General features: G+C 36.2%; 23 protein-coding genes and 1 pseudogene. 9 read left to right on the forward strand and 15 right to left on the reverse strand.

What is annotated here, in order from left to right; genetic code table 11:
* Positions 1 to 50 precede the first annotated feature (50 nt).
* Positions 51 to 182, forward strand: a complete 132-nt coding sequence (locus MLD65_RS18065; protein WP_347709268.1) for a hypothetical protein — start codon at positions 51 to 53, stop codon at positions 180 to 182.
* Between the two features lie 146 nt (positions 183 to 328).
* Complete coding sequence (gene cspD, locus MLD65_RS05180) at positions 329 to 532, forward strand: cold-shock protein CspD (protein WP_243290815.1); 204 nt, start codon at positions 329 to 331, stop codon at positions 530 to 532.
* A 38-nt stretch (positions 533 to 570) separates the two neighbouring features.
* On the opposite strand, the gene MLD65_RS05185 is transcribed toward cspD, so the two are convergent.
* A complete protein-coding gene (locus MLD65_RS05185) occupies positions 571 to 792 on the reverse strand; it encodes a hypothetical protein (protein ID WP_243290816.1) in 222 nt (73 codons plus the stop codon).
* A gap of 205 nt (positions 793 to 997) precedes the next feature.
* Here MLD65_RS05185 and MLD65_RS05190 point away from each other — a divergent pair, with 205 nt between their 5' ends.
* The gene (locus tag MLD65_RS05190) at positions 998 to 1,276 is read left to right on the forward strand and encodes a DUF2564 family protein (protein ID WP_243290817.1); all 279 of its coding nucleotides are present in this window, start codon (positions 998 to 1,000) and stop codon (positions 1,274 to 1,276) included.
* A 95-nt stretch (positions 1,277 to 1,371) separates the two neighbouring features.
* Here the strand turns inward: MLD65_RS05190 and MLD65_RS05195 are convergent, their stop codons facing one another.
* Together MLD65_RS05195 and MLD65_RS05200 are read right to left on the reverse strand one after the other, a co-directional pair.
* Positions 1,372 to 1,551, reverse strand: a complete 180-nt coding sequence (locus MLD65_RS05195; RefSeq protein ID WP_243290818.1) for a zinc-finger domain-containing protein — start codon at positions 1,549 to 1,551, stop codon at positions 1,372 to 1,374.
* 19 nt (positions 1,552 to 1,570) lie between these two features.
* Positions 1,571 to 2,224, reverse strand: a complete 654-nt coding sequence (locus MLD65_RS05200; protein ID WP_243290893.1) for a reverse transcriptase-like protein — start codon at positions 2,222 to 2,224, stop codon at positions 1,571 to 1,573.
* A gap of 81 nt (positions 2,225 to 2,305) precedes the next feature.
* On the opposite strand from MLD65_RS05200, the gene MLD65_RS05205 reads away from it, so the two are divergent.
* Genes MLD65_RS05205 through MLD65_RS05215 form a run of 3 tightly spaced genes read left to right on the forward strand, consistent with a single transcriptional unit; the run spans position 2,306 to position 4,307 of the window.
* On the forward strand, positions 2,306 to 2,986 hold the full coding sequence (locus MLD65_RS05205; protein ID WP_243290819.1) for a queuosine precursor transporter: 681 nt from the start codon (positions 2,306 to 2,308) through the stop codon (positions 2,984 to 2,986).
* Positions 2,987 to 2,992: 6 nt separating this feature from the next.
* Positions 2,993 to 3,418 carry a reverse transcriptase-like protein gene (locus MLD65_RS05210; protein WP_243290894.1) on the forward strand — a complete coding sequence of 142 codons (426 nt, stop codon included), beginning with the start codon at positions 2,993 to 2,995 and terminating at the stop codon, positions 3,416 to 3,418.
* Entirely contained in the window at positions 3,396 to 4,307 is a 912-nt protein-coding gene (locus MLD65_RS05215) for a DMT family transporter (protein WP_243290820.1), read from the forward strand. The genes MLD65_RS05210 and MLD65_RS05215 overlap by 23 nt, the downstream gene beginning before the upstream one ends.
* Before the next feature lie 14 nt (positions 4,308 to 4,321).
* Here MLD65_RS05215 and MLD65_RS05220 read toward each other — a convergent pair whose 3' ends face one another.
* Positions 4,322 to 4,591, reverse strand: a complete 270-nt coding sequence (locus tag MLD65_RS05220) for a DUF6123 family protein (protein WP_243290821.1) — start codon at positions 4,589 to 4,591, stop codon at positions 4,322 to 4,324.
* A gap of 101 nt (positions 4,592 to 4,692) precedes the next feature.
* Between MLD65_RS05220 and sspL the strand changes: the two genes are divergently transcribed.
* Complete coding sequence (gene sspL, locus MLD65_RS05225; protein ID WP_243290822.1) at positions 4,693 to 4,830, forward strand: small, acid-soluble spore protein L; 138 nt, start codon at positions 4,693 to 4,695, stop codon at positions 4,828 to 4,830.
* 52 nt (positions 4,831 to 4,882) lie between these two features.
* On the opposite strand, the gene MLD65_RS05230 is transcribed toward sspL, so the two are convergent.
* The 6 genes from MLD65_RS05230 to MLD65_RS05255 form a co-directional block, all read right to left on the reverse strand.
* A complete protein-coding gene (locus tag MLD65_RS05230; RefSeq protein ID WP_243290823.1) occupies positions 4,883 to 5,764 on the reverse strand; it encodes a 5'-3' exonuclease in 882 nt (293 codons plus the stop codon).
* A 278-nt stretch (positions 5,765 to 6,042) separates the two neighbouring features.
* Positions 6,043 to 6,180 (reverse strand): hypothetical protein, encoded by a 138-nt coding sequence (locus MLD65_RS05235; RefSeq protein WP_243290824.1) that lies wholly within the window; start codon positions 6,178 to 6,180, stop codon positions 6,043 to 6,045.
* Between the two features lie 86 nt (positions 6,181 to 6,266).
* Positions 6,267 to 6,539 carry a DUF2533 family protein gene (locus tag MLD65_RS05240; RefSeq protein WP_243290825.1) on the reverse strand — a complete coding sequence of 91 codons (273 nt, stop codon included), beginning with the start codon at positions 6,537 to 6,539 and terminating at the stop codon, positions 6,267 to 6,269.
* Positions 6,536 to 6,721 (reverse strand): hypothetical protein, encoded by a 186-nt coding sequence (locus MLD65_RS05245; RefSeq protein ID WP_243290826.1) that lies wholly within the window; start codon positions 6,719 to 6,721, stop codon positions 6,536 to 6,538. The genes MLD65_RS05240 and MLD65_RS05245 overlap by 4 nt, the downstream gene beginning before the upstream one ends.
* Positions 6,722 to 6,750: 29 nt before the next feature.
* A complete protein-coding gene (locus tag MLD65_RS05250) occupies positions 6,751 to 7,497 on the reverse strand; it encodes a nucleotidyltransferase domain-containing protein (RefSeq protein ID WP_243290827.1) in 747 nt (248 codons plus the stop codon).
* Positions 7,494 to 11,114, reverse strand: a complete 3,621-nt coding sequence (locus tag MLD65_RS05255) for a dynamin family protein (protein WP_243290828.1) — start codon at positions 11,112 to 11,114, stop codon at positions 7,494 to 7,496. The genes MLD65_RS05250 and MLD65_RS05255 overlap by 4 nt, the downstream gene beginning before the upstream one ends.
* 221 nt (positions 11,115 to 11,335) lie before the next feature.
* Between MLD65_RS05255 and MLD65_RS18225 the strand changes: the two are divergent.
* Both MLD65_RS18225 and MLD65_RS05265 read left to right on the forward strand, forming a co-directional pair.
* Positions 11,336 to 11,428 (forward strand): annotated as a pseudogene (locus tag MLD65_RS18225) (PDDEXK family nuclease); the annotation flags it as partial.
* 226 nt (positions 11,429 to 11,654) lie between these two features.
* Complete coding sequence (locus MLD65_RS05265) at positions 11,655 to 12,008, forward strand: hypothetical protein (RefSeq protein ID WP_243290830.1); 354 nt, start codon at positions 11,655 to 11,657, stop codon at positions 12,006 to 12,008.
* 20 nt (positions 12,009 to 12,028) lie between these two features.
* Here the strand turns inward: MLD65_RS05265 and MLD65_RS05270 are convergent, their stop codons facing one another.
* From MLD65_RS05270 to MLD65_RS05290, 5 genes are all read right to left on the reverse strand, one after another.
* Positions 12,029 to 12,784, reverse strand: coding sequence for a hypothetical protein (locus MLD65_RS05270; protein WP_243290831.1), 756 nt, complete (start codon positions 12,782 to 12,784; stop codon positions 12,029 to 12,031).
* Between the two features lie 915 nt (positions 12,785 to 13,699).
* A complete protein-coding gene (locus tag MLD65_RS05275) occupies positions 13,700 to 14,254 on the reverse strand; it encodes an isoprenylcysteine carboxyl methyltransferase family protein (RefSeq protein ID WP_243290832.1) in 555 nt (184 codons plus the stop codon).
* Positions 14,255 to 15,352: a type III polyketide synthase gene (locus MLD65_RS05280; protein WP_243290833.1), complete on the reverse strand. Its 1,098-nt coding sequence runs from the start codon at positions 15,350 to 15,352 to the stop codon at positions 14,255 to 14,257.
* A gap of 339 nt (positions 15,353 to 15,691) precedes the next feature.
* The gene (gene pyc / locus MLD65_RS05285) at positions 15,692 to 19,138 is read right to left on the reverse strand and encodes a pyruvate carboxylase (protein ID WP_243290834.1); all 3,447 of its coding nucleotides are present in this window, start codon (positions 19,136 to 19,138) and stop codon (positions 15,692 to 15,694) included.
* Between the two features lie 102 nt (positions 19,139 to 19,240).
* Positions 19,241 to 20,440 carry an FtsW/RodA/SpoVE family cell cycle protein gene (locus MLD65_RS05290; RefSeq protein ID WP_243290835.1) on the reverse strand — a complete coding sequence of 400 codons (1,200 nt, stop codon included), beginning with the start codon at positions 20,438 to 20,440 and terminating at the stop codon, positions 19,241 to 19,243.
* Positions 20,441 to 20,703: the final 263 nt, after the last annotated feature.

Genomic DNA, 20,703 nt, shown 5'->3' on the forward strand with positions numbered 1-20,703 from the left:
TTGTATGTAAATATCCCATTTGAAACAAAATAACGATTGGAGGTGAGAATGTGACGAAAAAATATAATAAAGGAAGTGTAAATCAAAATCGCCCGGACCAGCCAATGGAGGACTTCGATACATCTGGTGATAATAGTAAAGGAAATAAACGAAATAAAGATGAGAGAAGCAAAACAAATTAGTTAAAAATTTCAATCAAGTTTGACATTAACTTGACTTTCCATCTTTTTATAGTGTATATTTAAAGCATCATTTAGCACTTTATCCTTGTTAAATGGTGAAAATTTTTTGAGCACGGATCGTGCATGTATTAGGAGGAAAATGTAATATGCAACAAAATGGTAAAGTAAAATGGTTTAACAATGAAAAAGGGTTTGGATTTATTGAAGTAGAAGGCGGAGACGATGTATTCGTACACTTCACAGCCATTCAAGGTGACGGTTTCAAATCTTTAGAAGAAGGCCAAGAAGTTTCTTTCGAAATCGTGGAAGGAAATCGTGGACCTCAAGCTGCAAACGTTGTAAAACTGTAATTTAACAGGTCATGTGATTTTATATATAAAAAAGAGGCTTATGAAAGCCTCTTTTTTTGTTCGGTTAAGGATGCTTTTTGTGAAAGCATTAAATATTCAATAGCCTTTAAATTTTCCATCATATTTTTCTCAACGCGATACACTTCTTTATGATTAAATACGCCGTGATTTTTTGCCATAAAGGCGAGCTGTTTTAAATCTTTCTGCATTTCTTGAAACGTTTGTTGAATCGCCACATCAAACACAACTTGTTCTTTCATATCATTTCTCCCTTCCCCATCGTTCATCATTCTACTAAATAAGATTCAACCTTTTCCTATCTTTTCCTGCATGTAGTTTTAAATTATTCATTCATGTCTTGGAGTCTTTATTGAACGATTCGTAATGTTTAATGAACAAAGCGAATATTTTCTATTTGCATAGTTTTGACGAACTTTCTCATGCTAAGAAAAGGAGGTGTTAAAGATGGACAAGCGCGATGACTCTGGATTAATTAGCGGTTTTAATGAACGAAAACAACTCGAACTAGCCGTTCAAGCTGCCGAAAAAATGGTCGGATCTGCAACGATGAGCATGGATCCGGAAGCGATTCAAACGGCTGAACGTTCCATTTCTGATGCACGAAAAATGTTTCAACAATGTAACAATGAATACGATCAATCCTTTTTATCGGAGCAAAACGAGAAGCTTAAGCACTGTGAACATCAATTACAAAAGGCAAAAGAGCCAGATACAATCGTATAATTGACATTACGGATGCGTGCTGGACATACAGTTCTCATCCTGTTTATTTTCGATTTAATAGTAAAATCCACTGAACAATTTACTCAGTGGATTTTTCACGTTAGTTTATCGCCTATTTTTTTTATCTTTTGCCCAACTGTACATTGTTGAATGCAGAATGAATGGGCACGTGCCTTTCCATATTCTTTGCGAAAATGCTTCTTTAAAAAGCAATCGACACAATACGTATCCATTAACTCCGTTAATTGTTCCAACACTTGTTTTTTATCCTTCATTTTGAAACCCCAATTCTCGCTATAGTCTTTTCGTACTATCGATGGCTGTTCCTTCAATGGCTTGTTTTGCTAGCTGATCAGCCTCTTTATTTTGCTTTCGATCAATTGGTTTAAAAATCGGCTTAATTTTTTGTTTTTGCAACAAACGTTCTATTTTGTCTAACCAATATTCAAGTTGCGCGTCATAACATGGCCATTCTCCAGCTAATTGGTTTAAGACGACGAGAGAATCTCCAGAGAACGTAACGGACTGACCTTTTATCCCTATTTCTTCTAAAAGTAAGACGACATGGTATAGGGCAACGTATTCCACTTCATTATTTGACGTTAATCCTCCAATTAATAAGTTTCGCCTTAGGCGATATTTGTCACGTCCTTGATTGTAATAGATCACCATTCCAACCCCTGATTCCTTCGTCTCTTTTTGATAACTGCCATCAAAGTAACAATGGAATTGTGAAGGCTCTTCATCGAGTTTTTTGGCTAATTTTTTCAATTGTTTTACGGTCCATTGTTCGTTCTGTTCATCTATTGCGACAATTTCCTTGACACGCCCTGTTTTTTCGAAGTCCTCTATCAATAATAAAGCATGATCAACGGATAGCCATTCGGATTGAAGGAAGATCGTAGCCCCTTTTAAAGTGCGATATTCCCATTTTATATATACTTGCATCATTTTCAGCTCCTGTTTCTACCTTAGATTATGCTATAATACTAGTCGTTCACCTTATGATTTAACAAAGGAGTCTTTAAAATGATCAACGAATTGCTTTGGATCGGTTTCGCATTTTTCAATTTTATCATTGTTTTGTTTTTTTACAAGCTGTTTAAAAAAGAAGGGTTGTTTGTTTGGATTGGCTTTTCAACCGTTGTCGCCAACTTACAAGTTGTCAAAACGGTTGAGTTGTTCGGTTTAACAGCTACGTTAGGCAATATCATGTATGGTACAGCTTTTTTCGTCACCGACATCATTAATGAAAAATATGGGAAAGAAGAAGCGAAAAAAGCCGTTTGGCTTGGATTTTCTACACTTATATCTTTAACCATTATTATGCAAGTTGTGCTTATCTTTATCCCCCATGAGTTTGATATCGCGCACGATTCTTTGCAAACAATTTTCGGATTACTTCCTCGGATTGCGCTAGGAAGCCTTGTCGCCTATTTAGTTAGTCAATATGTTGATGTGCATTTATACGCAATGTTAAAAACTAAATTTCCAAGTGACCGCGCTCTTTGGATTCGAAATAATGGCAGTACGATGATTAGTCAACTTCTTGATACACTTGTCTTTACTTCTATCGCCTTTTTAGGTCAATATCCATTGGCCGTTTGGGTGCAAATATTTATTACAACATATGTAATCAAATTCATTGTCGCCATCATTGATACACCATTCGCTTATATCGCGAAAAAAATGCATGCAAATAAGGAGTGATCTATGTTGATCGAAGTTTATATAGATGGAGCGAGTGCCGGTGATCCAGGTTTATCTGGAGCCGGTATTTATATAAAAGGAAACGGCGTAAACTACAAGGAGCGTATTCCGCTTGGCATGATGAATAATCATGAAGCTGAATTTTATGCGCTCATCCATGCCCTTACCCTTTGTGCAAATGAGAAATTTTCCATCCTATCGATACGAACAGATTCTCAAGCAATTGAACAAGCAATCGAGAAAAGATTTGCTAAAAAAGAACCTTATCAGAGCCTTTTAGAAAATGCGTTAACATTAATGGAGCAGTTTGAATTCTGTTTTGTAAAGTGGATTCCTGCTAAGGAAAATGCCGTAGCAGATAAACTGGCTAGAGAAGCGATTCACTTAAATGATGTAGGGGGAGAAAAAAGTGAAAAGTCAAAAAACAGCTGATCTTTTATTGTTGAGTGTTGCGTTTATGTGGGGGTCAACATTTGTCATCGTTCAAAATGCTATACAAGTTTTACCACCAAACCTTTTTAATGGTGTACGATTTTTCATCGCCGCCATATTGTTAACATTGTGGGCATACCGAAAAAGAACCTTTTCGATACATAAATCTACATGGATTCACGGATTGTTTCTTGGAATGTTTTTATTTTTTGGATATGCACTTCAAACATTAGGGTTATTATATACAAGTTCTTCTAAAGCTGGATTTATTACAGGACTTAGTGTGTTAATCGTGCCGATCTTATCGGTCTTTTTATTAAAAACAAAAATGACGATCTTTTCAATGATTGGAGTTCTCATTGGACTCACCGGATTGTTTTTACTAACAGCTGGCGATTTCTCTTCCTTTACCATTGGTGATATTCTCGTTCTGTTATGCGCATTTGCTTTTGCGTTTCATATTATTTTTACAGATAAATATTCGCGCAAGCATCGTGCATTACCTTTAACAATTATTCAACTTGTCACTGTATCCCTTTTCAGCTTTTTCGCGTTTGGGCTCTTTGAAGTAAACAAATATACCGTTTCGCTTGCGATGTTTACACATTTTGATGTTGTCCTTGCTTTAATTATTACATCGTTGTTTGCAACTGCTTATGCATTTATCATTCAAACAACATTTCAACCTTATACAACAGCAACGAGGGTTGCGCTTATCTTTGCAATGGAGCCTGTCTTTGCTGCCTTAACAGCATTTATTCTAATTGGCGAACGATTAACATGGATGAGTACAATGGGATGTGTTCTTATTTTCATCGCCATGATTGTTTCAGAATTACGCGATGTTCCAAAAATAAATCCTCAATCGTCAAAAAATCACTCTGTTTAACGCGCAGAGTGATTTTATCTTAATAAGGCCATTCTTTTCGCAAATGAAAGAGCTTCCTGTCTCCCTTTAATTCCTTCTTGCTGAAATGTTTCTAATAAGGCAATAAAAAACGCACCATCGAATGATTTTTGCACTTTTAATGTTATTTCGATCGCTGCAATAAGCAGTTTATCATTTGCATTCGTGTAGCCTTTCCCGAATTGAATAAATCCTAGAAAATCTTCCCCAAATCGAAAGCCTTTGCTATACAAAAAAGATAAATAGTTGTTTAATTCACTAGACATATGTGTCACCCTGCCCTTATGTACTAATGTTGACAATATCTAGATTATTCTACGAGTAATTCATTAAAAGTTAGACAAACTAACTGCAAGGAGGTGTGATAATGACAAAAGAAAATAAGCGAAATCGCGGACAAAGAGCACCTGGTGTAAATCCTCAAGGATACGACCGTCCAGATGATACACCAAGCCCACAAAGCGAATTGGAAAACCGTGCAAAAAAATCAAATACAAAAATATAAGCAACTATTCGCCTACATAGGTTGGAATCCACATGATATGAGGTCAGCTTTTTTAGCTGACCTCATGCAAAAATTGAATGTTTTTCGTCGCAATTTTTCTTACATCGAATTTTTGTAACGTTCGTTCCAATTGCTCCGAAGTCAGCTTAAACGTTTTTTCAATCGTAATTTGCAGCGGTACATCTTTATAAATTTCCGCTAATTTTCGTGAGATTTTTAAATCATCCATGCTCTCTACCATCTTTTTATATTGTGACGGTGTTAATTGATCTACATTTTGTAATAATTGCTCGATCGATTGATACTGGCGGATTAATTTATAGGCCGTTTTTTCTCCAATTCCTTTCACACCCGGATAATTATCGCTTGAATCCCCCATCAATGCCTTCACATCTATGAGCTGCTTTGGTGTTATCTCATACTCTTTTAAAAATTGTTCTAACGTATATACAATATAGTTACCAATTCCTTTTTGCAAAATGGCAACGTGAACATTTTGGTCAACAAGCTGTAATAAATCTCGATCTCCCGTTACTACTATCATGTCGTAATCGTGTTTGTAGCGTTCAGCAATCGTTCCGATACAATCATCCGCTTCAAAATTTTCTACACCAATATTCGTTATATTTAATTCGTTCATAACTTCTTTTGCAAGATCAAACTGTGGAATTAACTCTGCAGGTGGCTCACTTCGGTTCGCTTTATACGCATTGTACATTTCGTTTCGAAATGTTTTCGCTCCCATATCCCAACAACAAATAACGTGTTGAGGCGCAAATTTGTCTATCACCGTTAAAACATGCCTTACAAGGCCGTTAACGCCATTTGTCGGAATGCCGTTTCTGTTCTCCATAAAACGTCCGTGTATAGCCGTAGCAAAGTAAGAACGAAATAACAACGCCATGCCATCAATTAATAACATTTTATGCTTCATATTCCCTTCACATCCTAACTAAGAAATCAGCACTTTACAAGCATACCATAATCAATTCATTTCTGTGAGAGGGAATTTTTAAATCAAACTTTTTCCAATCGATCAGAAAAGCATATGCGCCTTGCTCAGCCTCAGACAAAAATATATTTCGCCCAAAAAGGCGCTTTTTCCTTTAAGGCGTCACATTTTAGAATCGAGGGGCTAAGTAGCTTTCCTTGGACAGCGAAGACTCCATTAACCACTTGTCTAATCACATAAAAAAGTGACCTTAAAAACGGTCACTTTTCGTTATCTTCATTTGACATTTTTTCTACTTCCATTGCAGCGTATGATACAAATGGTTTATTAAAGTCGTTTTTCTTTTTAACATTATTATTGCGCTGTGCATTGGCATTGCCGTGCTTAGTGCGTCCCATCAAAACTCCCCTTTCTTCGCGGTACACGATTAGTGTTTACAGTTGATGGGGCTTTTCATACTGGAAGTTTTCGGTGTCGTTCTCTCTTAAAAAGATTGATTGTATTTCTTTGCGACGAATTCTTTGACCATGTCTATCGTGACACGTTTTCTCGTAGGAACAATTCCTTTTTTCGCGAGTGCATTCATTTCATCGGTTACTGCATTGATTTTTTCAACAGAAAAAGGTTCATTATTTAAGCATCGTTGAATGGCTTCTTCAATCAATGCTTCACGAGTCGCTTCAAGCTGTACAAATGTTTTAACGATTTGGTGCTGACGATTGGAATGTTTAGAAATTTCTTTATGTACTTCCGTCATGATCGATCTCCTCTCTTTCTCATTAATTCTACCACTTCTCGTTTTGGAGTCCAGCAAGAAAATGAATAATTCGGCTTTGTTTCATAACCGAGCCTTTGACAATGATATGTGACTCCTTTATCTTTCTTTTCTACGAAAAAATGAATGCACGAAGCACAAACTTGATACTTTATTTTTGCCAACAACCTCTCCCCTTTAAAAAACGGATAGCTTATTCGTTATCGAGTACCCAATTCACTACAAACTCATGATAGGAAGAGCTCGATTGTTGATGTTCATTTAACATCAACGGACACATCGATAGTTGATCGAAATGAAGACGACATGTTTTGATCATTTGCTCCAAGGTTTCCCCTGTGATCCCGCGATTCCGTTTCGCTTCAAAAATGACGGCTTCATATGTCTCCTTTATTTGATCATCTGTTATGTATAAAAGGAGTTTCGACAATTGGACAGGTGGGATTTTTTGTTCATGGATCATATATTGTATCGCCAGTAATGATCGGATCGCATGAAGGAGCATTTTAAATTTCCCTTCGCGAACTTGCTCAATATTTTTCGTAAACATTCTTTCATAATGTTTACGCAATGTGCTTAAATCATAGCTTTCTTTACAACGATCAAAAAATTTTTGTGAAAAACGCTTTTGATCCAAATAAATGATAGGGGACTGAAGCCACTCAATGAGCGAAGGATTCGACTTTTTCGCTAATTGAGCGGCTTTTTTAATATCCCAACCGTGACACTCCATTTGACCATGATTATACTGAATACTTTCTTTAATTGGATTGATGCCAATATAAGATGCAATCGGGTATTGAAAAATAAACCGGATATCGTAATCACTCGTTTTCGTTTCGTAACCGTAAGCTCTGCTTCCGAGTTCACATGCATATAGGATCGAAATGCCGTTTTGTTGTTCAAGTTGTCTTAAACATTGAATGATTGTTTCTTTCATTCAACAACCTCTTTTTCCATCGTTTTTAAAATGGTTTCCAATTGGTCCACATCTCTTGGTGCATTTAACGTTGTAATTCTTGATTGAACATACGCTTCCACATCACTTTGCACTACTTGTAAAATCTTTTGCCATTGTTTTTGAAATGCTTTTTCATAATAAGGATAAGAAAGATTCTCACCTTTTTTCACCATCGTTTCCATAATGAAAGGAAGTTGCTGTTCAAAATATAAATAAAGCTTTTGCTTTTCATTATGTTCAAAAAAAGCTTTTGCATTTTTAAAATATTTATGTCCTTTTTCCATATTGTCAGGAATGATGGAACGAAGCTGTAAGTTTAATACAGGTGTGTCGGTTTGTAGCTTCTCCATTTGTGAATACGGGATCGATGGAATAACCTCTTCTATATGAGTGATTAATTGAGAAAAAGCTCTTTCCATCAAACCATTTACATATTTTTCAATCCGTAACGATGTTGCGTTAAACTCTTGAACATATGCTGTGTTCAATGTTGTAATAAATTCATCGAAACAATTAGTTAAAATTTGTTTCGTATTTTGGTTCTTTTCTACAAATTTACTCGGTTCATACGCTTGTTTAAATAAATCTGACATGCGATAAAGTAGACGTTGTTTTACATAATGATTCAATTCTTGTAGTTCTTGTTTCATCTGAATCATGACGTCATCTTGATTTGAAGTTTTCATCATTTGTTCAACTGAATGTTTCGCCTTCTGTAATGCCTCTATTTTTTGCTGGCGCTCTGATTCACCGAGTTTCGATAAGGTGATCAATTCCTTTAATTGATTGATCGTTACTTGTAATTCATGAGAAGCACTTTGAACCATCATCTCCATTAAATCGTGTTCAATAAAATGAGCGAACGCTTGCTCGAAAGGCTCAAACTCATTTTTCACATGTGTCAGTTCTTTTTTATTTAATGTAGCGAGACTCGAGACGTTAAATAACTTCGGATTCCGGATGGAATGCTTCAATAACATTTGCTTAACATATTGTTTAACGGTATTTGCTTCTTCCTCATCTTCGGCTAAGTCGATGGCATTAATAATAAAAAACATTTTATCTAACGTAAAGGTATCTTTTACTAAACCGAGTTGATGAAGAAATTGTTGATCCCCTTTTGAAAATGGATGGTTAAAATACGTTAAAAAGATAATGGCATCTGCATCTTTTATATATTGAAACGCTAAGTCTGTATGCCTTTGATGTAATGAACTCGCACCTGGTGTATCAACGAGCGTAATTCCTTTCCGCGTTAGCTCACAGTCATAGTAAATGGTAACTTCTTGAATGACACAAGATTTTTCTTCATTGGCAACGTATTGTTCAATTTTTTCAACGAATGTGATTTTTTCTTTTGACTGTTGTGCTTGTAAAAATTGAATACCCTTTTCATAAATATCAAGCCTTTTTCCAACTGAATCCGCTATGTTTTGTTGTAACTCGTTTCTAACTTTCGTTAATTGACTTAATTCTGTTACATGTAAATGATGAGGGTTTAGCAAATCATTTAGTTCCTCCAGCAAATCTTGTTCTGATTTAAACAGAATTTGCACATCGCCATGGGAAAACTCCGAAGTGATGCCTGTTAATTTATTAATGACTGCTGTCGTTGGATTTGGTGATGAAGGAAAAATACGCTCTCCAATTAACGCATTAGCAAAGCTAGATTTTCCCGCACTAAAAGCACCAAACATGGCAATGGTAAATGATCGATTTTCAATCGTATTCGCTCTTATCTTTAATCGGTCTTTTAAATACGTTAATTCTTCCAAGCCTTCAAGTAGCTGGACTGCTTTATGCAGTTTGTTCACGATCGTAGCAGATGTTTGTACACCGCTATTCATCGATGAGATGTCTTCCTCTTGTTCAATCATCTGCTGTTCCATCTCATTTTCTGTTAATATAGCTGGGTATTCATTTTCTTTTAATAAACGAAGACGTTCTTGCATTTTCTCCTTTAACCAGCTTTGCACCGAGAATTCTTCATATATCACACCGTTTTTTAGTGCTGCTAACATATTGGATTGCCATTTTTCTATTTGCTCTTTCTCTTCGATCCACTTGCTTTTTACTACTAATTGTTCGGTTAATGATTCTTTTTTCAAAATGAAGGACATTTTCTTATCATTTTGATGGCTCTCTTTTGTTTGGATGAGCTCATTCAAAATGTCAAACGCTTGCATTTTTACATTTCTTTTTACATAGTCCGATACATCTTTTGCAAATTGTAAGACGTATTGGTCATTTAATTGGGCCCCTTGCTTCACTATACTTTGAAGCTCACCAAGCGTAATCTCATAGCTTAATGCTAAAATGCCTTCAAGTAACGAACCATTTGTTAGCTCATACGTTTCGTATATCGCCTTCGAAAAGTTTCGTAAATGCCAAATGATTTCGGTCTCAATTTGCTTGTTTAATTCTTCAAGTAATGCCTCGTATGCTTCTTTTTTTGCGGCCTCTGTTTTTTTCTTTGAAAACAATAAACCGACTTTAAATTGCGGGTCTAGTGTAGTTAGAAATTGCTTCGCTTTTTCCCTTACCGTAAATGGAGTGATGTTGGCGTTTTTTAACAAGCTGTCGAGTTCGTGCTCATAATCGCTTTCAATAGCCTTTTTCTGTTTATTAAGTGTTTCGATTTCTTCATCTATTTTTTCAAGCGATTCTTTTAAATCATCAAGCGTAGCTTCAACCTTTTGGAACTGTTCATAAGAAACTTGTTCTTTCTCTAAAAATCGTTCTACTGTATCATGGGCAATTTCTTTTATTAATTGAACAGATGATTGGACGATGTTTTGCTCAATAAGCTCTTGTCTCTTTTTCTCAAACTGTTCAATTTTTTTCATGAAACGATGTAATTCATTATTTGGGTGATTTAAAGCTTTTAATGTTGTGTAAAAAATATCGTCTCTTTCTACTCCGACTTCAACCATTGTATCTTCGATTCGTTCTTTAAATTGTGAAAAAGGTAGCTCCTCTTCGTTATGTTTATCAATTTGATTGACGATAACGAGAAGCTCTTTGTTCATCTCTTTTAACTTTTTGATAAATGAAATATTTAATTCCGATTGTACATGGTGATAGTCTGTAACGTAAACAATAATATCTCCCATATGAAGAGCAGACTCTGTACTTTTTCGGTGGTCGTCATCAGTTGAGTCAATACCAGGCGAATCCATGAAGACAAGGTTGTTGTCTAATTCAAAGGAGTCATGTTCGATATACACTTTATGTAACACATCGCCCCTTTTACAAAGTGTTTGAATAAAGGAATTCTCCGCTCCTCCCTTCCATTCATACATCGTTCCGTCATAATCTGTAGCCCTGACAACTGATGGTCCTTTTGCTAGCATGACAATGTTAGAACTTGTTGGTAACGGGCTTGATGGCAAAACCTTTCCATGGACAAGATGGTTTAACAATGTCGACTTTCCAGCAGAGAAATGACCGGTAAACGTAATATGTAAACGTTGATCTCGCGTCTTCTCCATTAACTCAAGCCATTTTGGAGCATATGATTCTCTTACTTCTACCGGTGTATGCTCGTACAAATGAAAAATCGTATCAACAAAGTGCTTTTGTTTAATTTGTTCCATGTGGCATCCCCTTTTGTTCCAATACAGAATTAATTATGTTGATTTTATCATATTATGTTCACATTCTGTTCACTATTGTTAAAAAAATGTGGATTTGAAACAAAGTTTAACCGTTTATAAAAAAGTTTGACCGTTTTGAAAAAAGATTAACTGTTTATAAAAAAGTTGCACTGTTTTACCCCTTTGGATATTACTGTCTAAAGTGTTTAGGGGTGTTTTTTATGTCTAAAAGAAGACGAACATCTAAAGTTGAAAAATGGATTAAAAAAGGTCGCGGGACAGGGATCGGTGCAGACTATAAGCCATGGTTAAAGTGTACCAGCAAAATTAAGTTCTTCCGTAGCAAAAAGAACTGTATTCTTGGTTAAATAAAACATTCCCTAACACGAGCGAAAATCGAAATCACCATCCGAGGTTATCCCTTTATGTATTTTTATGTAACATCAAGCATAATCAACACATTTGAAAAGTTATTTCAAGTAAGATACATTAGGTTATATTTCATGGTATAATTGTAAAAAATTAAAAGGAGATTATGATATGTCTTGGAAAGAATATAAATATTTGCATATATACGCCCAACATTCTCATCATCATGAATCTTTTATCGTAGGAAATAGAGGAGCATTAATTGAACTTAGAACATTAATAGATAACGCTCTGACTAACAATACATCTATGGGTAATTTCTTTCCTTCCGACGACGAAGGATACCAGTTGTATGTGGGGGTAGTAGAAGATGAAGATATGTTTATGGCATTAGAGATGCCTTACACCGAACAATTCGGAGAACGTAATCACCATAATTACTTCATAAACTTAAAACAAGATCCTAAAGCACCTTACTCGCCAGTTATACTGTTTCCAGATGAAGGCAAAAAAGAAGAGTTATAAAATAACTCTTCTTTTTATTTTTAATATAATGTGGTAGCTGCACCCGGCTTATGCTTTGCTGGGACAAGGGAACGTAATGAATAATGATGTTTCATTTTAGCGGGAGTATCTCCAATATGGTAATGCCAGTACCAGTCCTGTGAACCTGGTTTCAATGGTATAGTACCGTTGTCAATTCTAAACACCATTTGTTTCGTTGGCTTGTGCTGAATTTTAAGTAAAGATGTGACTTTACCTTTACTGTTCGTAGAGTTCCAAATCAATTTGTAATTTTTCCCTACGGATTTCAATTTATTTTTAAGATACTTAGATGCAATTTTTGTACCTTGTTTCACAATAGTTTTTAAAGCGACTCTAGCTGTTGATGCTACAATAGGGACCAGGATTGGTGCAATTCTAGGTTGAATTACGCTTTGATTAAGTTCTGCTTCATATTGAGCATACTCTTCTTCATAATTCTTTTCTAGTTCCAAAAATTCTCGACTATTGAATATCTCATTGTATACTTGATCAACCTCTTCTTCACTCATATTCTGATAGTCTTCTTCAGTATATTTAAATTGTTCGAGATAGTTATCAATCTCATCTTCCAATTCTTGTAACCCAACCGGCAACTCTTCTTCATACAGTACTTCACCTAAAATAGATGCCTCTCCATAGCCAGTATCGATTTCTGTTCCATCAAAGTTGCCTGCACCTGTTACATTAGGTAATAGAGCAGATGATAAAAGCAAGAAACATAGAAAAACTGAAACAAACTTTAACTTTTTAAACATACGCCACCATCCTATATATTACAAACCCTGTTATATATTAACATAATCGAAGTTTGAAATCTATTTTTTTGTATATTCTATTAAAATTAAAGTTGACTCCCTCTCGATAATACGGGGGAGAACTAGCAATTGAACAACCTAAAATTTTTAAAAATGGTAAACGAAGCAATTCTGTAGCTTCTTAACCTTTTCCTATTCAACATTAATTAATTGTCAAATGAAACATGTTTCCCATTCGTTTTAACAAACTAGATACACTCCTAGCTTTAAATTCATAAAGAATGATCAATTTTGGTTATAAAGTTACATCTTGTGTGTTTGAAATAAAGTCGTACCGTTTATAAAAAAGATGTGATGTTTTGAATAAAGTCGCAATAAAATATGTCGTTCTAAAGCATAAAAACCCTAATTCCATCAGTTTTGAACGCTATTTTGATCGAACCTTTTTATAAAAATTGCCGTTGAACAATAGTAGCAAGTCCTCATTTTGATCAATCTTTATTCAAAATGAAGTTTTTGCATTTGATGCCAAATAAGGAATACTGACGCCTTTTTATTTAGTTTTTATTCCAAACTAACAAAAAATGTACAAAATGAAGCAAAAAGAACGTCGATTATGATCGATTGGAAACAAAAAAAGTAGCGCCCATTTAATGGATGGGATCGCTACTTTTCTACGTGAGGATTCTACTGATCTTATTTCTATGTAAAGAGGAATGCAAACGGTGTGTACGTAAAATCATGAATTTTGACTTGCTTCAACTTTCTTTAAAACATAACCAATCATGACGCTGTACGCAATAACTGTACCGCCGATAAAAGCCATTGTCATGATTCTTCACCAACCTTTTGTTGAGAATGATTTTCATCTTTACTTAAATTTTACCATTAACGAGAATCATTTTCAATACTACTTTACATTTTTTTAGAAAAAAATCGCGAAGTTGCGTGAAAAACATTTGAATAGTTCGTCTCGACCTTTAATGCACGTTCTTCTTCACGAATTCGGATAAATAAAATGACTCCGTTTAACAGTGTAAATATGATGGCTGTCCAGATTGCTTGAAATAACAGCGGGATGAGCGCGATTTCCATAACAACGGCCACATAGTTAGGGTGTCGAATAAATTGATAAGGTCCTTTCACTTTCACTTTTGCGTTCCGTAAAACAATAATTTTCGTATTCCAAAACGGGCCGAGTGTGAAAATACTCCAGTATCGGATAAATTGTGCGAAAAGGAGAATTGGGATCAACACATACCAATACGGTGAAATACTTTTGTTAAAATATGTGACTTCAATGATGAAAGACAACAGGAATAAAATGTGGATGAGAACAATAAACGGATAATGAGCTTTGCCAAATTCCTGTGCACCTTTTTTTTTCATAACACGTTCATTAATAGACGCTATTTGTAGCTCAATGAGTCGCTGAATGACAAGTAAACTTACAACGATAGCAAAAATCATTTATTTATGCCCCCATCTTACGAGTAGTTGTTCCGAACAAAATCCTGGCCCCATTGCTGCGATTAAGCCATACTCTCCTTTTTGGCCAATATTTTCTGTTAAATACTTTTCAATGACATAAAGGACGGTAGCCGATGACATATTCCCGAACAATTTGAGTACTTCACGTGACAGAAGCAATTGTTTAGGCTGTAATTGTAAGGAACGTTCATACGCTCGCAACACTTTTTTCCCTCCTGGATGGGCGACAAAATGATCAATATGCTTTAATTGAAGGGAATGCTTTTGAAGAAATTGTTCTACATTCGGCCGTAGCCACTTTTCGATTATTGAAGGAATGTCTCTCGAAAAAATGACGTAAAAGCCCTTTTCACGAATATCCCATCCCATCACATCTTCAGAATGCGGCATTAAATTGGATTGTGTTGCAAAAATTTTCATAAACGATTGTAAATGTGAAAAATCTGCATAGGACGATTGATCGCCGACAACAAGCGCACAAGCGACACCATCTGCAAAAAGTGACGTCCCGATTAAGTTGCTTTTGGATAGATCATCGTGTTGAAATGTTAAACTGCATAACTCTACCGATAAGACGAGCACTTTTGCATCAGGATAGGCTTGACAATATTCGAAAGCTCTTGATAGACCAACTGCACCACCCGCACAACCTAAACCCCAAATTGGAACGCGTTTAGTCGTTTCTTTAAATGGAAGTTGGTTCAAAATTTTCACATCAATAGTTGGGGTGGACATTCCCGTAGATGAAATAAAAAAAATAGCATCTATTTCTGCATAGTCAACACTTCTTTTTAACAAATCCTTTCGCGATAAGCAACGATGAATCGCCTCGATACTTAATTGAACAGCATGTTTGATATAGACATTATTTTTTTCTGAAAACGAATGAGCTTCTTTATACCATTCTAGACTTTCAACAAAATGACGTTTCTTTATATCGCCATTTTGAAACACGGTTAATAGTCGCTCAATATTTGAAAAGGAGGACGAAAACATCTCTTTAGCAAATTGAACAGCTTCACTTTGACTTAATATATTTTCAGGTGGTTTCGTTCCAACAGATAAAATGATTGGCATGCTCAAAACCTCGTTTCAACTCAAATTAATGAACGTCTTTATGCAAACGACAAAGTTACTCTTATTAATCGATAGCATAATCCATTTTTAGTATATTATGTAAATATCATGAAACAAAAAAGCCTAACCGCATTGGGATAGGCTCGACGTTTTGAAGAGTTATGTTGTTGTGCACATCTTTATTGTACAAGAAAAGGGCTACTTTCTCATTAGGTAAATAACGGAAACGACTCACCAATGGCTCGTTGATGAATTGGCAAATTCATTGAAAAATAGCACCTATTGAAAAAACATTCGCAAAGGAAAAGGGCAGCTATTAAAAGCTGCCCTTCATAGTTATTAAGCTTTATTCATTTCAATTAATAAATCAGCTGTTTGAATCGCGTCTCCGCTTTTTACATAAATATCGCGAATCGTTCCGCTGTATGGGGCTTGAACAGTCGTTTCCATTTTCATCGATTCAGTAATCATAAGGTGATCACCTTTATTGACTTTCTCACCTTTTTCGACAAGCACTTTAATAACGGTTCCTGGCATGGACGCGCCGATATGCTCATCATTTTGCGGATCAACTTTTACCTTAGTCGCAACAGTTGATTTAATGCTCTCATCTTTAATTAACACTTCACGACGTTGGCCATTTAATTCAAAATATACGACGCGTGTGCCGTCAGCTTGTGGCTCTCCAATGGAGACAAGCTTTACAATTAATGTTTTTCCTTTTTCAATTTCAACTTCAATTTCTTCACCAAGTCTCATACCGTATAAGAACGTTGGGGTATCAAGCGTTGAAATGTCTCCAAATTGTTCATATGTTTTCGTGTAATCTGTAAACACTTTTGGATACAATGCATAGGCGATTGCTTCAAAGCTTGTAATCGGGCGATTCAACTTTTGGAAGAGCTCTTCTTTAATGGCTTCAAAGTTAACAGGCTCTAGTCGTTCTCCCGGTCTTTCTGTAATTGCCTCTCGTCCCTTTAAAATAATGCGTTGTAGGTCTTTCGGAAACCCTCCATGTGGTTGTCCAAGATACCCTGAGAATAATTCTACAACCGAGTCTGGGAAATCTAACGACTCACCACGCTCATAAATATCTTCTTCCGTTAAATTGTTTTGAACCATAAATAATGCCATGTCTCCGACAACTTTCGAAGAAGGTGTCACTTTTACGATATCACCAAATAATAGATTTACGCGACGGTACATGTCCTTTACTTCTTCCCAACGATCGCCAAGCCCAACCGCTTTTGCCTGTTGTTGAAGGTTACTATATTGTCCGCCTGGCATTTCATGCATATAAATTTCTGAATGCGGTGACTTCATGCCACTTTCAAAATCTTGATAATAAGCACGAACAGACTCCCAATATTGGGAAAGCTTTTCAAGTGATTGAATATTTAAGTTTGGTTGACGCTCATGTCCAGAAAGAGCATGATATAGTGAGTTCGCACTTGGCTGTGACGTTAATCCGGCCATGGAGCTTACTGCCGTATCGACAATGTCTACCCCTGCCTCGATTGCTTTTGCATACAAGAAAATACCATTTCCGCTCGTGTCGTGCGTGTGAAGGTGGATTGGTATATTTACCGTCTCTTTTAACGCTGAAATTAAATCATAGGCTGCTTGCGGTTTTAATAAACCAGCCATATCTTTAATTCCTAAAATATGTGCACCTGACGCTTCAAGCTCTTTCGCTAATTGTGTATAGTAATTTAAATCATATTTACGACGAGTCGGATCTAAAATGTCTCCTGTATAACACATCGTTGCTTCTGCAATCTTACCTGAATCACGAACAGATTCAATTGCAAGCTGCATGCCTTTTACCCAGTTTAAGCTGTCAAAAATACGGAAAACATCAATCCCCGCATGTGCCGACTTTTCAACAAATTCCTTAATGACATTATCTGGATAGTTTTTATAACCAACGGCATTCGAAGCACGTAACAGCATTTGTAGTAAAAGGTTCGGAACTTTGTTTCGAATTGTGAGTAGACGATCCCATGGGTCTTCTTTTAAGAAACGGTACGCGACATCAAACGTTGCCCCTCCCCACATTTCGAGAGAAAATAACTCCGGCAACATGCGGGCTGTTGGTTCAGCAATTTGTTTTAAGTCATTTGTACGTACTCGTGTAGCAAGTAAGGATTGGTGAGCATCTCTAAACGTTGTATCTGTTAATAACACTTGATCTTGTTCTTTAACCCACTGGGCCAGTCCCTCTGCACCACGCTCATCTAAAATTTGTTTCGTTCCAGGCTGAATGGGATCTGTCAGCTTTACTTTCGGCACGACTGGTTTTTCAAAAACAGGCTTTTTCTTTTTCTCGATCCCTGGGAATCCATTCACCGTCACATTTCCGATATACGAAAGCAATTTCGTTCCGCGGTCTTTTCTCACCGGAAATACGAAAAGCTCAGGGGAAGAATCGATAAAAGATGTGTCGTATTCACCAGAAATAAATTTTTCATGTTTCACAACATTTTCTAAAAACGGAATGTTTGTTTTAATTCCACGAATACGGAATTCGCGTAAGTTACGAATCATTTTCGCTGCTGCTTGTTCAAATGTTAACGCCCATGTCGAAACTTTAACAAGTAACGAATCATAATAAGGTGTGATGACCGCACCTTGGAAACTATTCCCTGTATCTAAACGAACGCCAAAGCCGCCACCAGATCGGTACGCCATAATTTTTCCTGTATCAGGCATAAAATTATTTAACGGATCCTCTGTCGTCACACGAGATTGAATTGCATATCCGTGTGTACGAATTTCTTCTTGCATTGGAATACCAACTTTATCACTATGAATAGCATGTCCTTCCGCTACTAAAATTTGCGTTTGAACAATGTCTACACCCGTAATCATTTCAGTAATTGTATGTTCAACTTGAACACGTGGGTTTACTTCAATGAAGTAAAATTCTTCACCGGAAACGAGAAATTCAACGGTTCCTGCGTTCACATATTTGACATTCTCCATTAATTGGACAGCGGCTTCACAAATGCGTTGACGTAACGAATCAGATAAGGACACACTTGGTGCCACTTCAACAACTTTTTGATGACGGCGTTGAACCGAGCAATCGCGTTCGTATAAATGAACGATGTTCCCTTCATGGTCTCCAATAATTTGGACTTCAATATGTTTTGGGTTTTCAATTAATTTTTCCACATAAACTTCATCACTACCAAAAGCTGCTTTCGCCTCTGATTTAGCACGCTCATACGATTCTTTTAAACCCGCTTCACTGCGGACAATACGCATGCCGCGTCCGCCTCCGCCTAAGGCAGCTTTAATAATAAACGGATACCCGTATTCTTCACCGAAACGAACGGCCTCATCTAAGCTTGAAATAGGACCATTGCTCCCAGGAATAACAGGAATGCCCGCTAATTCAGCTTGGTGTCTCGCTTTAACTTTATCACCGAACATATCTAAATGCTTCGATTTCGGTCCGATAAAAATAATTCCTTCTTCTTCACATCGTTTTGCGAAATGAATATTTTCAGAAAGGAATCCGTATCCAGGATGGATCGCGTCAACTCCATTGTTTTTCGCAATTTCGATAATACCTTCTATATCTAAATACGCATCAATCGGCTTTTTCCCTTCGCCAACGATATACGCCTCATCTGCTTTATAGCGATGATACGATCCGGAGTCTTCTTTTGAGTAAATGGCCACTGTGCGAATGTTTAATTCGTTACAGGCACGAAACACACGAATGGCAATTTCTCCACGGTTTGCGACTAACACTTTTTCAATTTTTTTCTGCGACATATAAATCCCCCTTACGCTTCATAACTTCATTTAGTGAAAGAAATGATATAACATATTTTATTAAAAGTATAACACTAACGCAATTAATGTGACATACTTTTTTTAAATTGTATAACCTTTATTTGACGAAAGAGAAGGGTGAACATTGGCTTTTTTCTCTTTTTTCTCACGAAAATTAATAAACATAGACACATTTACTAAAATGCCCATCGATAATAAAAGTAATAACAACGAAGAGCCTCCGTAGCTAATAAAAGGCAGTGTAACCCCTGTAATCGGAATCAATCCGGTTAAACCTCCGAGATTAATGAACGTTTGAATGGCAATCATGCTCGATATTCCGATGGCGATAAGGGTTCCAAAGGCATCTTCACATTTCCTTGCGATAGCGAACCCTTTAAATACAATGAACGCTAATAAAATTAGAACGAAGGAAACACCCAATATCCCTAATTCTTCTGCGATGACAGCCATTATAAAATCGGTATGCGCCTCTGGTAAATAGCCATACTTTTGAACACTTTCCCCTAATCCTAAACCACTCAAACCGCCAGAACCAATAGCAATATACGAATTCACCAATTGGTATCCGGATTTTTGTTCATTTGCAAAAGGCTCAGTAAACCCATCAAAACGGGATAAACGAGCTGAGTTAAAAATGGAATCAGCCTTCCAAATAATAAGCGGGCTTAATAACACGACAATAAAGACGGCAAGTATAATGAGTTTAAGCATGTTTTTCATACTCATTCCGGAACAAATAATCATTGTACTCGCAATCATAGCAATGATAAAAGCTGTTCCGACATCCGGTTGGAGAATAACAAGTACGCAAATTAAAACAGTAAAAACGACTGGTGGCAAAGTACCTTTTCCAAATTCATTTATATAAGATTGTTTTTTTTCGTATACTGCCGCTAAGTATAGGATGACGCTTAGTTTTACAAATTCCCCAGGCTGCATAGCTCGTCCAAATAATTTAAACCAGCTTTGCGCTCCCCCTGCAACATGTCCAAATACAAATAGTAGTGCTAATACGCCTAACGATCCGAAAAATAATATTCGTAAAAACTTACCGTTTAAATAAGCACGATAAGGAAAAAACATTGTAAACAAAAATGCGATCGTACCGATTAAAATAGCGTATAGCTGTCTTTTAAAGAAAAAATCGGTCGGTTTATTATAATAAGCAGCAGCGTTAATCATACTTGAACTATAAATCATTATTAATCCAAATCCGCACAATAAAAAGATGGCAAGAATGAGCGAATAATCGTAGGATTTCATCACTTTTTTTATCATCTATCATCTTCCTTATCTCTATGTAGTTCGTGATGACTTTATTGTACTATTATTTCGCATTTAAATGGGTATCACCTTTTAGATTCTAATGAAAATCGTTCAGATGTCACCATAATTCGATCATTTATAGGTACGTTTAATAGTAGATTTCTTATCATTATAATCGGATTTTAGTATTCATACAATGCTATTTATAAAAATGTAAAGAATTTTAAGAAAATATGTATGGCAAGAAAAGCGCAGGGCGCTTGATCGGCACGACA

The sequence above is a fragment of the Bacillus sp. FJAT-47783 genome (assembly GCF_022808615.1).
Taxonomy (GTDB): domain Bacteria; phylum Bacillota; class Bacilli; order Bacillales; family Aeribacillaceae; genus Bacillus_BZ.

Excerpts from the sequence above, each read along its gene's own strand:
- cspD (WP_243290815.1), top strand. The coding sequence starts at position 329 with ATGCAACAAAATGGTAAAGTAAAATGGTTTAACAATGAAAAAGGGTTT.
- MLD65_RS05185 (WP_243290816.1), bottom strand. The coding sequence starts at position 792 with ATGAAAGAACAAGTTGTGTTTGATGTGGCGATTCAACAAACGTTTCAA.
- MLD65_RS05190 (WP_243290817.1), top strand. The coding sequence starts at position 998 with ATGGACAAGCGCGATGACTCTGGATTAATTAGCGGTTTTAATGAACGA.
- MLD65_RS05195 (WP_243290818.1), bottom strand. The coding sequence starts at position 1,551 with ATGAAGGATAAAAAACAAGTGTTGGAACAATTAACGGAGTTAATGGAT.
- MLD65_RS05200 (WP_243290893.1), bottom strand. The coding sequence starts at position 2,224 with ATGCAAGTATATATAAAATGGGAATATCGCACTTTAAAAGGGGCTACG.
- MLD65_RS05205 (WP_243290819.1), top strand. The coding sequence starts at position 2,306 with ATGATCAACGAATTGCTTTGGATCGGTTTCGCATTTTTCAATTTTATC.
- MLD65_RS05220 (WP_243290821.1), bottom strand. The coding sequence starts at position 4,591 with ATGTCTAGTGAATTAAACAACTATTTATCTTTTTTGTATAGCAAAGGC.
- sspL (WP_243290822.1), top strand. The coding sequence starts at position 4,693 with ATGACAAAAGAAAATAAGCGAAATCGCGGACAAAGAGCACCTGGTGTA.
- MLD65_RS05230 (WP_243290823.1), bottom strand. The coding sequence starts at position 5,764 with ATGAAGCATAAAATGTTATTAATTGATGGCATGGCGTTGTTATTTCGT.
- MLD65_RS05235 (WP_243290824.1), bottom strand. The coding sequence starts at position 6,180 with ATGGGACGCACTAAGCACGGCAATGCCAATGCACAGCGCAATAATAAT.
- MLD65_RS05240 (WP_243290825.1), bottom strand. The coding sequence starts at position 6,539 with ATGACGGAAGTACATAAAGAAATTTCTAAACATTCCAATCGTCAGCAC.
- MLD65_RS05250 (WP_243290827.1), bottom strand. The coding sequence starts at position 7,497 with ATGAAAGAAACAATCATTCAATGTTTAAGACAACTTGAACAACAAAAC.
- MLD65_RS05255 (WP_243290828.1), bottom strand. The coding sequence starts at position 11,114 with ATGGAACAAATTAAACAAAAGCACTTTGTTGATACGATTTTTCATTTG.
- MLD65_RS05265 (WP_243290830.1), top strand. The coding sequence starts at position 11,655 with ATGTCTTGGAAAGAATATAAATATTTGCATATATACGCCCAACATTCT.
- MLD65_RS05270 (WP_243290831.1), bottom strand. The coding sequence starts at position 12,784 with ATGTTTAAAAAGTTAAAGTTTGTTTCAGTTTTTCTATGTTTCTTGCTT.
- MLD65_RS05275 (WP_243290832.1), bottom strand. The coding sequence starts at position 14,254 with ATGATTTTTGCTATCGTTGTAAGTTTACTTGTCATTCAGCGACTCATT.
- MLD65_RS05280 (WP_243290833.1), bottom strand. The coding sequence starts at position 15,352 with ATGCCAATCATTTTATCTGTTGGAACGAAACCACCTGAAAATATATTA.
- pyc (WP_243290834.1), bottom strand. The coding sequence starts at position 19,138 with ATGTCGCAGAAAAAAATTGAAAAAGTGTTAGTCGCAAACCGTGGAGAA.
- MLD65_RS05290 (WP_243290835.1), bottom strand. The coding sequence starts at position 20,440 with ATGATAAAAAAAGTGATGAAATCCTACGATTATTCGCTCATTCTTGCC.